Here is an 8011-nt window from a genome sequence, read left to right as displayed (position 1 = left end):
GCCGTCCGTCGCCGTGCCTGCCGCGCTGGCGCCGGCGGCGCCGGCTGCCGCCGCAGCGACGCTCGCGAGCGTGGCGTCCGTGCCGGCTTGGGACGCGTCGCTGCCATCGCTGCTCGCATCCTGATCCTGGCCTTGCTGCGCGGCCTGTTGCGCCTGCAGGGCTTGCGCAGCGGCGGCTTGACCGGCTGCGTCGGACTGCGCCTGTTGCGTGCTCGCATCGTCGCCGCGATGACCGGTCTTCGAGGCATGCTTCGTGCCTTGCGTCGACGAACTGCCGCCCGACGACTGGCTCGACTGGGTCGATTGACTCGATTGGCTGGCCTGACTCGACTGACTGGATTGCGACGATTGCGAATTCTGTGCGCTTTGCTGCGCGCTGTTCCAGCTTTGCGCGGCCTGCGCGCTTTGCTGCTGCTGGAGTGCCTGCTGGCTGTTGCTGGTGGCCTGGCTCGCTTGCGCGGCCATGCTCTGCTGCAGCGTCTGCGCGAAGCCCTGGCTTGCCTGGTCCGCCTGGCTGGCGGTGGAATTGCCGCTGCTGGCGGGATCCACGGCCCCGAAGAGCGAACTGACTGCGGAAAGAAGCGACATGAGGTCTGCCCCGGATAACTTGTTCGGTGTAAATCGCGACGCCCGTCAAGCTATGCGGTGCGGGCGTCGGCGTCTATTTTTGTGTACGGCTTGTCGATCGTGCAAACGGTGCTGCCTTACAGCGTCTGTCTTGCGGCGCAGCTTTAAAGCGGCGACGTGCGCATGCGCAGCGCGCGGGCGGCGAATTCGTCGGAATCGCGCTGGTCGCGTTTGGCTTCCTTGCGCGCCTGCACGGCGTCCTGGCGCGATTGCAGCACTTCGTAGGAACCGAGCTTCTGCTTGGTGCGGGTCCATTCCGGCTTGGCCGCCTCCACGCGCTGGGTCGCCTGGTCGAGCATGCGGCGCTGCTGTTCGATGGCGGCGTCGAGCGTGTCGATGAACGCCTGGAAGTTGCGCACATTGCCCGCGGCCATGCCGGCACGCGCGGATTCGGTGAAGCGCACGTGATACTCCTCGCGGTAGTCGATCAGCGCCTTGAGCTGCTTTTCGACTTCGCCGCGCTCGCGCTGCACGCGCCCGAGGCGCTGCGTCGCGGCGTCCACGTCGTCCTGCGCGAGGCCGATGAGGGTTTGCAACGCGGTCTGATTCGTCATGTCGTCATTCCTCGCTCAGTGGTCGGGCGCGTCAGGGGTGTCACGCGCGGCCCGCTCCGCCATTGCCAAGCAGTGCGCCAAGCATGCCGACGCTCTGATCATAGTCCGCCGTTTCGCGGAAACCTTGCTGCAAAAACGCCTCGATGCGCGGATACAGCTGGATCGCGCGGTCGAGCACCGCGTCGCGGCCGCTCACATAAGCGCCCACGTTGATGAGATCGCGATTGCGCTGATAGCGCGACAGCATCTGTTTGAACGCGCGCGTCTGGTTCAGATGCTGGTCGTCGATCAGCGCGGTCATCGCCCGGCTGATCGAGGCCTCGATATCGATGGCCGGATAGTGCCCCGCTTCCGCGAGCGCGCGTGACAGCACGATATGGCCGTCCAGAATCGCGCGCGCCGAGTCGGCGATCGGGTCCTGCTGGTCGTCGCCTTCGGTGAGCACGGTGTAGAACGCCGTGATCGAACCGCCGCCTTCCGGGCCGTTGCCGGTGCGCTCGACGAGCGCGGGCAGCTTGGCGAACACCGAAGGCGGATAGCCCTTGGTCGCGGGCGGCTCGCCGATCGCCAGCGCGATCTCGCGCTGCGCCATCGCGTAACGCGTAAGCGAGTCCATCAGCAGCAGCACATGCTTGCCCTGATCGCGGAAATATTCGGCCAGCGACGTGGTGTAGGCGGCCGCCTGCATGCGCAGCAGCGGCGAAACGTCGGCAGGCGCGGCCACCACCACCGAGCGCGCGAGACCTTCCTCGCCGAGGATCTGCTCGATGAATTCCTTGACTTCGCGGCCCCGCTCGCCGATCAGGCCGATCACGATGACTTCGGCGCTGGTGGCGCGCGCCATGGTGCCGAGCAGCACCGATTTACCCACGCCCGAGCCCGCGAACAGGCCCATGCGCTGGCCGCGACCGACCGTCAGGAGCGCGTTGATCGCGCGCACGCCGACGTCGAGCACCTTGTGGATCGGCTCGCGGTTCAGCGGATTGATGACGGGCGCGGTGAGCGGCGCGTTGGCTTCCGTGTTGAGCGGGCCAAGGCCGTCGAGCGGCTTGCCCGAGGCATCCACCACGCGGCCGAGCATGCCCCAGCCGACCGGCAGACGCTTGGCGCCGGCCTTCGGATCGGCGATCGGCGCGCTTTCGAGCGGCCAGACGCGCGCACCGGGCAACAGGCCCGAGACTTCGGTGGTCGGCATCAGGAACAGCTTGTCGCCGCCAAACCCGACCACTTCGGCTTCGGCCATCGGCAGCGAGCTGCCCGGCGGCAATTCGATCATCACTTCCGCGCCCACGGCGAGGCGCAGCCCCACGGCTTCGAGCACGAGGCCCGCCGCGCGCGTGAGGCGGCCGCAGCCGCGCAGCGGCAGCGCGAGGGCGTTGCGCTCGCGCACCGCGTTCAAATGGGCGTTCCAGACGCCCAGATGCGGGTTCTTCGGGTCGTAATGGGCAGGCGGCACGTAGGGCGGGATCTCGTCCTTCGCGGCGACGGCGCTGTCTTCCGTGGCGGCTTGCGCCGTCACGACTTCGCCTTCGTCGTCCACCAGCACGGCAGCCGTTTGCGCGGGGTCGTGCGCGGCCGGGCCGAACGACGCCAGCGCCAGTTCCTGTTCGAGCGGCGTCAGGCCGCCCGTGTGGATGGCTTGCTGCACGGTCTGATGGAGCGTCGGATTTACCATGGCCGCGCCTTGCCGAGCGCCGCCGACACGCGTTCCCAGCGCGTCGTGATGCTCGCATCGGTTTCGCCCGTCGCGGCCTGCGCACGGCAGCCGCCGCGCTCCAGCGTCGCATCGGTGCGCACGGTCCAGCCGCGCGCCTGCAGGTCTTCCATCAGATACGCCTCCACCACCGGCAGATCGGCGGGGCTCACCACCAGTTGCGGCGAACCGGTCAACTGCGGCTCATGCGCGAGCACTTCGCGCGCCGCGGCGAGCAGCGCCGTCGGATCGTGCGCTACGTGCTGACGCACCACCTGCTGGGCGATATCGAGCGCCAGTTCGACCAGCGTGTCGGCCACACCGGCTTCGACGGTCGTCAGCGCATCCGAAAAACGCTGGGCAAGCTGCGCCAGTTGGTTTGCCTGGCCGCGCGCGAGTTCGAGACCCTGCTCGAAACCCTGCTTCTGGCCCTGGTCGTAACCGGCCTGGTAGCCCAGCGCCTGGCCCGCCACGTGGCCGGAGGCGAGGCCCTGCTGATGGGCGTCGTCGCGCAGGCGTTGCAGCTGGGCCGCGAAAGCGGCTTCCTCGTCGGGCGTGGGCGGCGGCGGGGGCGGGGGAGGCGGGTCGAACGACGCCATCTCCCAGCGTTGATACGCCGAGCGCGCGCGCCGCAGCGTCGCCTCTTGCGTTGCTTCGTCAGACATAAGCGTCTTCTGCCTTGCCGCCTAGAACGATCTGGCCGCTCTCGGCGAGGTTGCGCACGATTTGCAGGATACGCCGTTGCTGCGCCTCGACTTCCGAAACGCGCACGGGGCCGCGCGCGTCCAGGTCTTCGGCGAGCAGTTCCGCGGCGCGCTGCGACATGTTCGCGAGGAACTTCTGGCGCAGTGCGGGCGGGGCGCCCTTGAGCGAAATGATGAGCGATTCCGACTCCACTTCCTTGAGCAGGAGCTGGATCGCGCGGTCTTCGAGGTCGAGCAGGTTCTCGAACACGAACATCTGGTCGATGATCTTCTGGGCGAGCTCGGCGTCGTACTGCTTGACGTTTTCGATCACGCCTTCTTCATGCTGGCTGGTCATGAAGTTGAGAATTTCGGCGGCCGTGCGGATGCCGCCCATCGGGCTGCGCTTGAGGTTGTCGCTGCCCGACAGCAGGCCAGTCAGCACATCGTCGAGTTCGCGCAGCGCCTGCGGCTGGATGCCGTCGAGCGTGGCGATACGCAGCAGCACGTCGTTACGCAGACGCTCCGTGAAGCACGAAGCGATCTCCGACGCCTGATCGCGGTCCAGGTGCACGAGAATCGTCGCGATGATCTGCGGGTGCTCGTTCTTGATGAGTTCCGCGACCGAGCCCGAATCCATCCACTTCAGGCCTTCGATACCGCTCGTGTCGCCGCCCTGCAGGATGCGGTCGATCACCGCGCCGGCCTTGTCCTCGCCCAGCGCCTTGGTCAGCACGTTGCGGATGTAGTCGTTCGAATCCAGCGAGAGCGCCGTGTGCTGCTCCGCTTCCTTGACGAACTCCTGCAGCACGACGTCGATTTCCTCGCGCTTGACGTTCTTGAGCGCCGCCATGGCGGCGCCGATCTTCTGCACTTCGCGCGGCCCGAGGAACTTGAAGACCTGAGAGGCCTCTTCCTCGCCGATCGACATGAGCAGCAGTGCGCTCTTGACGGCTCCTTCAGCGCTCATCGTTCACCCAGCTCTTGACAACGGTTGCGACAATTTTCGGATCCTGGCGCGCGATGTTGCGGGCGAATTCCAGGTTGCGTTCAAACTTGTGTTTCTCGTTTTCGAGGGCGAGGAGGGCCGGATCGCCTTCCACTTCGCCGCCCGTGCCTTCGATCTTCTCGACCTGCGGCAGGCCGTCGAGCAGCAGCGGTTCGCCGCCGTCCATGCCGAGGGCCGAGACTGCCGCGGGCGGCGCCGGCGGCGGGAACGCGCGGCGCAGCGCCGGCTTCACCATCACGAAATACAGGAACAGGGCCACCGCGCCGATGCCGAGCCACGTCGCGATCTGCTTGGCCAGCGCGATCATGTCCGGCTGACGCCACCACGGCAGGTTGGCGTTCGGATCGACGTCCTGCTGGAAGGCGGCGTTGACCACGTTCACCGAGTCGCCGCGCTTTTCGTCGTAGCCCATCGCGTCCTTCACCAGCTGTTCGATCTGCGCGAGCTTCTGCGCGTCGAGCGGCTGCATGGTCGCGTGCCCCTTGGCGTCCACCTTCTGCTGATAGTTCACGATCACGGCCACCGACAGGCGCTTGATGTCGCCCGCCGCCTGCTGGTAGTGGCGCACGGTCTTGTCGAGCTCGTAGTTCGTGGTGGTGTCGCGGTGATCCGAGATCGGCGTCGAAGCCGCTGCGCCGCTCGCGCCCGCCGGCGCGACGATCGGCGCCGAAGCCGGTTGCGGCGGCTGGTTCGACAGCGCGCCCGGCACGCCGCCCGCGCTGGTCTGCGCGGAATCGGTGGCGATGCTCTGCTGCTGGCTGCGCACCGAAGCCTGCTGCGGGTTGCCGTTCGGGCCGTAGTTTTCCGACGTCTGTTCCAGATGCGAGAAGTCGAGATCCGCGCTCACCTGCGAACGGGCGTTGCCCGCGCCAAAGAGCGGCGCAAGGATCTGGTCGATGCGCGACTGCGTGTCGTGTTCGACCTGACGCACGTACTTCAGCTGCGAAGCGTCCAGACCGGCGCTGGTGGTGCTCTGCGTGAGCAGATTGCCGTCCTGGTCGACCACGGTGACGTTGCGCACCGGCAGATCGGGCACCGCCGAAGCGACCATGTGCGTGATCGCGGCCACCTGGCCGTCGTCGAGCACGCGGCCCGGATACATATTCACGAGCACCGACGCCGACGGCGCTTCACGCTCGCGCACGAACACGGACGGCTTCGGAATCGCCAGATGCACGCGCGAGGACTTCACGCTCTGGATCGACTGAATCGTTTGCTCCAGCTCGCCCTCGAGGGCGCGCTGGTAGTTCACCTGCTCGGCGAACTGGCTGATGCCGAACTTCTGGTTGTCCATCAGCTCGAAGCCGACCGAACCGCTCTTGGGCAGACCTTGCTGGGCCAGACGCAGGCGCATTTCGCCCACCTGGTCGGACGGCACGAGGATGGCGCTGCCGCTTTCGGACAGCTTGTAGGGCACGTTGGCGGCCTGCAGCGCGGTGATGATCGAGCCGCCGTCGCGATCCGACAGGTTGCTGTAGAGCACCTTGTAGTCGGGCGCGCGCGACCAGAGGATCAGGCCCGCGACCACGGCGATCAGCACCGCCACGGCGATGATGAGCGGCGCGCGCGGATTGCCACGCACGCTGCGCAGCGACGACAGCGAGCCCAGGCGCTGCGCGAAGCCGCCGCCGAGGTCCTCCGCGCCGCCGGGCATGGCGCCGCCCGCGGACCCGCCCGTGGCGGCGCCGCTGGTAGCGAGGCCCATGCGGGCGTCGGGGTTGATCAAAGAGTTGGCAGACGAATCCATGCGACGGGTATCTCCGGGAGACTTGCATGTCCCGCCGCGGCGCGCGAATCGCGGCTTGCGGCGGAGACTTTCACGACTGGGATTATCCGGAGCCCGTGGCAACCCGATTGCGCGAATAGAGCCGGGTTTTCCCCCTAGTTTCGGGGCTTTCGGAAATAGCCCGCTGATATGCTCTCGACCAGACTCGGAAATGTGTATGCAGGCTGTGTACGCAAGCCCGGTCTGGAGGGCGAGATCAGCTCACCGCGCGGGCCGGACCGGGGCCGCGCGAGTCGAGCCGGAAACGGCGTTACGCCGACCGGCCGGGCGCCGCCCGCCAAGCACACTCTCTTTATCGTGGAGCAAACATGACGGTGCCAGTCAACCCACTCACGTCGGCCCTTGCGCAGATGCAGGCGATGGCCACGCAGGCGGCAGGCGCTTCGGCGGCTGAGGCGCAAGGCAGCTCGGGGGCGGCGAGCGCGGGCGAATTCGCCTCGGCGCTCAAGGCGTCGATCGACAAGATCAGCGGCGACCAGCAAAAGGCCGTTGGCGAGTCGCAGGCGTTCGAGCTGGGGGCCAGCAACGTGTCGCTCAACGACGTGATGGTCGACATGCAGAAGGCCAATATCGGCTTCCAGTTCGGGCTGCAGGTCCGCAACAAGCTCGTCGCCGCCTACACCGACATCATGCAGATCCAGGTGTAAGAAAGCGCTCCCCACGCGCTCGCCCTGCCATGTTCATTAAAGCTTCTCGCTTCTCCTTCCGATAACCCGGCTAGAACCGGCTCGCGCGTCACTGCAAAGGGCCGGATGCACCGTATCCACAGCCGTACGTTTGAAGGAGAAGCGCCGATGTTTTCCCCTGCCCAGTCTGGAGCCAACGCCTATGCACGCGTGGGTGTCGAAACGGGGGTGATGGGCGCGAGTCCGCACAAGCTGATCGCGCTTCTTTATGAAGGTGCGCGCAAGGCGATTGCACAGGCCCGCATGCATATGCAGATGGGCAACGTGGGGCCGCGTGGCGAGGCGATCGGAAAGGCGATCCGGATCGTCGAAAGCGGGCTCCAGCTGGCGTTGAACGTCGAGGCGGGCGGTGAAATCGCCCAGCGCCTGAACTCACTTTACAGTTACATGACGAAACGCTTGCTGGAAGCGAATATTCAACAGAGCGAGTCCATGCTGGTCGAAGTCGATGGCCTGCTGGCAACGCTCGAGGAAGCCTGGTTGGGGATTGCGCCGGAAGTGGCAAGGATGGCCGCACAGGCCTCCGGACCATCGTCCGGCTCACTGACGAGATGAGTTCGAAAGCAGACTACTTCGCCCACTATGAAGCGATCGCGACGGTTTCGGGGCAGATGCTCAGCGCCGCGCGCGACGCACACTGGAACGAGCTGATTGACCTCCAGGAGGAATACCGGAACCTCGTTGACGCGCTCAAGGACGCCGATTTCGGCGTACGGCTGACCATCGCCGAACGCTCGCGCAAATTCGAGTTGATCCGGCAGATCCTCGCCGACGACGCCGCGATCCGCGATCTCGCCAGTCCGTGCATGGCGCGCCTGTCGGCGCTCTTTCACGGCACGGCGCATCCCGCGCGGGTCTTGCAGGAGATGTACGGCGCGCGCTGATTGTTGCGTCGCTGCTGCGTCTGCGGCACGTCCGGTCGAGTCGGCTCGATCACCGTTTTGCACACACAATAAAGCCGCGCCGCTGCCCG

At 66.6% G+C, this 8011-nt stretch carries 9 protein-coding genes; 3 read left to right on the top strand and 6 right to left on the bottom strand.

Annotation, left to right across the window (positions count from 1 at the left end; translation table 11 throughout):
• From F3J17_RS35320 to fliF, 6 genes are all read right to left on the bottom strand, one after another.
• A partial coding sequence (locus F3J17_RS35320; protein WP_205195109.1) for a hypothetical protein occupies positions 1 to 588 on the bottom strand: 588 nt, incomplete at its 3' end.
• Positions 589 to 731: 143 nt separating this feature from the next.
• Positions 732 to 1181: a flagellar export protein FliJ gene (fliJ, locus tag F3J17_RS35315; protein ID WP_167070378.1), complete on the bottom strand. Its 450-nt coding sequence runs from the start codon at positions 1179 to 1181 to the stop codon at positions 732 to 734.
• Positions 1182 to 1221: 40 nt separating this feature from the next.
• Entirely contained in the window at positions 1222 to 2856 is a 1635-nt protein-coding gene (gene fliI, locus F3J17_RS35310; RefSeq protein WP_167070376.1) for a flagellar protein export ATPase FliI, read from the bottom strand.
• Positions 2850 to 3539: a flagellar assembly protein FliH gene (gene fliH, locus F3J17_RS35305; protein ID WP_167070375.1), complete on the bottom strand. Its 690-nt coding sequence runs from the start codon at positions 3537 to 3539 to the stop codon at positions 2850 to 2852. The genes fliI and fliH overlap by 7 nt, the downstream gene beginning before the upstream one ends.
• Positions 3532 to 4527 carry a flagellar motor switch protein FliG gene (gene fliG, locus F3J17_RS35300; protein ID WP_027816082.1) on the bottom strand — a complete coding sequence of 332 codons (996 nt, stop codon included), beginning with the start codon at positions 4525 to 4527 and terminating at the stop codon, positions 3532 to 3534. Before fliG ends, fliH begins: the two co-directional genes overlap by 8 nt.
• Entirely contained in the window at positions 4517 to 6313 is a 1797-nt protein-coding gene (gene fliF, locus F3J17_RS35295; RefSeq protein ID WP_167070373.1) for a flagellar basal-body MS-ring/collar protein FliF, read from the bottom strand. The genes fliG and fliF overlap by 11 nt, the downstream gene beginning before the upstream one ends.
• Before the next feature lie 347 nt (positions 6314 to 6660).
• Between fliF and fliE the strand changes: the two genes are divergently transcribed.
• The 3 genes from fliE (at position 6661) to F3J17_RS35280 (ending at position 7922) form a co-directional block, all read left to right on the top strand.
• On the top strand, positions 6661 to 6999 hold the full coding sequence (gene fliE / locus F3J17_RS35290) for a flagellar hook-basal body complex protein FliE (RefSeq protein WP_167070371.1): 339 nt from the start codon (positions 6661 to 6663) through the stop codon (positions 6997 to 6999).
• 147 nt (positions 7000 to 7146) lie between these two features.
• Positions 7147 to 7593 (top strand): flagellar export chaperone FliS, encoded by a 447-nt coding sequence (fliS, locus tag F3J17_RS35285; protein ID WP_167070369.1) that lies wholly within the window; start codon positions 7147 to 7149, stop codon positions 7591 to 7593.
• Positions 7590 to 7922, top strand: a complete 333-nt coding sequence (locus tag F3J17_RS35280) for a flagellar protein FliT (protein ID WP_167070367.1) — start codon at positions 7590 to 7592, stop codon at positions 7920 to 7922. The genes fliS and F3J17_RS35280 overlap by 4 nt, the downstream gene beginning before the upstream one ends.
• Positions 7923 to 8011 lie beyond the last annotated feature (89 nt).

It is taken from the genome of Burkholderia sp. Ax-1719 (assembly GCF_011753055.1).
Classification (GTDB): domain Bacteria; phylum Pseudomonadota; class Gammaproteobacteria; order Burkholderiales; family Burkholderiaceae; genus Paraburkholderia.
This window is presented reverse-complemented; position numbering and strand designations above follow the sequence as displayed.

Bases quoted from the DNA above. Each gene is read 5' to 3' on its own strand.
- fliJ (WP_167070378.1), bottom strand. From the start codon at position 1,181: ATGACGAATCAGACCGCGTTGCAAACCCTCATCGGCCTCGCGCAGGAC.
- fliI (WP_167070376.1), bottom strand. From the start codon at position 2,856: ATGGTAAATCCGACGCTCCATCAGACCGTGCAGCAAGCCATCCACACG.
- fliH (WP_167070375.1), bottom strand. From the start codon at position 3,539: ATGTCTGACGAAGCAACGCAAGAGGCGACGCTGCGGCGCGCGCGCTCG.
- fliG (WP_027816082.1), bottom strand. From the start codon at position 4,527: ATGAGCGCTGAAGGAGCCGTCAAGAGCGCACTGCTGCTCATGTCGATC.
- fliF (WP_167070373.1), bottom strand. From the start codon at position 6,313: ATGGATTCGTCTGCCAACTCTTTGATCAACCCCGACGCCCGCATGGGC.
- fliE (WP_167070371.1), top strand. From the start codon at position 6,661: ATGACGGTGCCAGTCAACCCACTCACGTCGGCCCTTGCGCAGATGCAG.
- fliS (WP_167070369.1), top strand. From the start codon at position 7,147: ATGTTTTCCCCTGCCCAGTCTGGAGCCAACGCCTATGCACGCGTGGGT.
- F3J17_RS35280 (WP_167070367.1), top strand. From the start codon at position 7,590: ATGAGTTCGAAAGCAGACTACTTCGCCCACTATGAAGCGATCGCGACG.